The sequence below is a fragment of the Citrobacter sp. Igbk 17 genome, from assembly GCF_028069775.1.
In the GTDB taxonomy this organism is placed as follows: Bacteria; Pseudomonadota; Gammaproteobacteria; order Enterobacterales; family Enterobacteriaceae; genus Citrobacter.
Genome location: NZ_JANEWI010000084.1, coordinates 1 through 902, shown reverse-complemented (window position 1 = coordinate 902; position 902 = coordinate 1). Strand labels below are relative to the sequence as shown.

The following is a 902-nucleotide window of genomic DNA, read 5'->3' as shown; positions in this document are numbered from 1 at the left end:
GGCTTTGACACTGGCGAATGGCCAGCACCGATCACCGCTGATTACACCGACGAACTGAACGACTTCGACCTGCGCCGCCTTGAAGCGCTGCGTCTGGCTTAAGGGAGGATTTGACCATGCAAAATACCAACATCATTACGACTGAGCAGGCTCCTAACACCATTTCCGCCAGCAACGCTGTATTCAACGTGCAGGCGCTCGGCCAGCTTACTTCTTTCGCTGAATTGATGGCGCAGTCTGCCGTCACTGTTCCCAAACACCTGGCGGGGAAACCTGCCGACTGTATGGCTATCGTCATGCAGGCTATGCAGTGGGGAATGAACCCATATGCAGTTGCCCAGAAAACGCACCTGGTGAATGGCGTTCTTGGTTACGAAGCGCAGCTGGTTAACGCAGTGATTTCCAGTTCCAGCGCCATTATTGGTCGCTTCCATTACGAATATGGCGGTGACTGGGAGAAGATCGCCGGGAAAAAAGACGGCCGTGATGAATTAGGTCTGTTTATCCGGGTTGGTGCCGTACTGCGCGGAGAAGACGAAATCACCTGGGGCGAGCCAATCTACCTGGCAGATATCACCACACGTAACTCGCCACTGTGGAAAACAGCGCCGAAGCAGCAGATCGCTTATCTGGCAGTGAAGTACTGGGCTCGCCTGTACTGCCCAGAAGTCATCCTCGGCGTCTACAGTCCAGATGAAGTTGAGCCACGCACTGAGAAAGAGATTAACCCAGCACCGAAACACGTTAACCTGGCTGATATCTCAGGTGACACCGTCACAACCACTCAGAGCGCACAGGAATCATCGGTAAATATCGATTCACTGGCTGATGATTTCCGCGAACGCATCGATGCTGCACAGGATGTTGATAGTGCAAAAGCACTGCGCGCTGATATCGAAAGC

At 53.3% G+C, this 902-nt stretch carries 1 pseudogene; it reads left to right on the top strand.

Features of this window, described 5'->3' with window-relative positions:
- Nucleotides 1–79: 79 nt before the first annotated feature.
- A pseudogene (locus NNO08_RS22865) lies at nucleotides 80–902 on the top strand (RecT family recombinase); the annotation flags it as partial.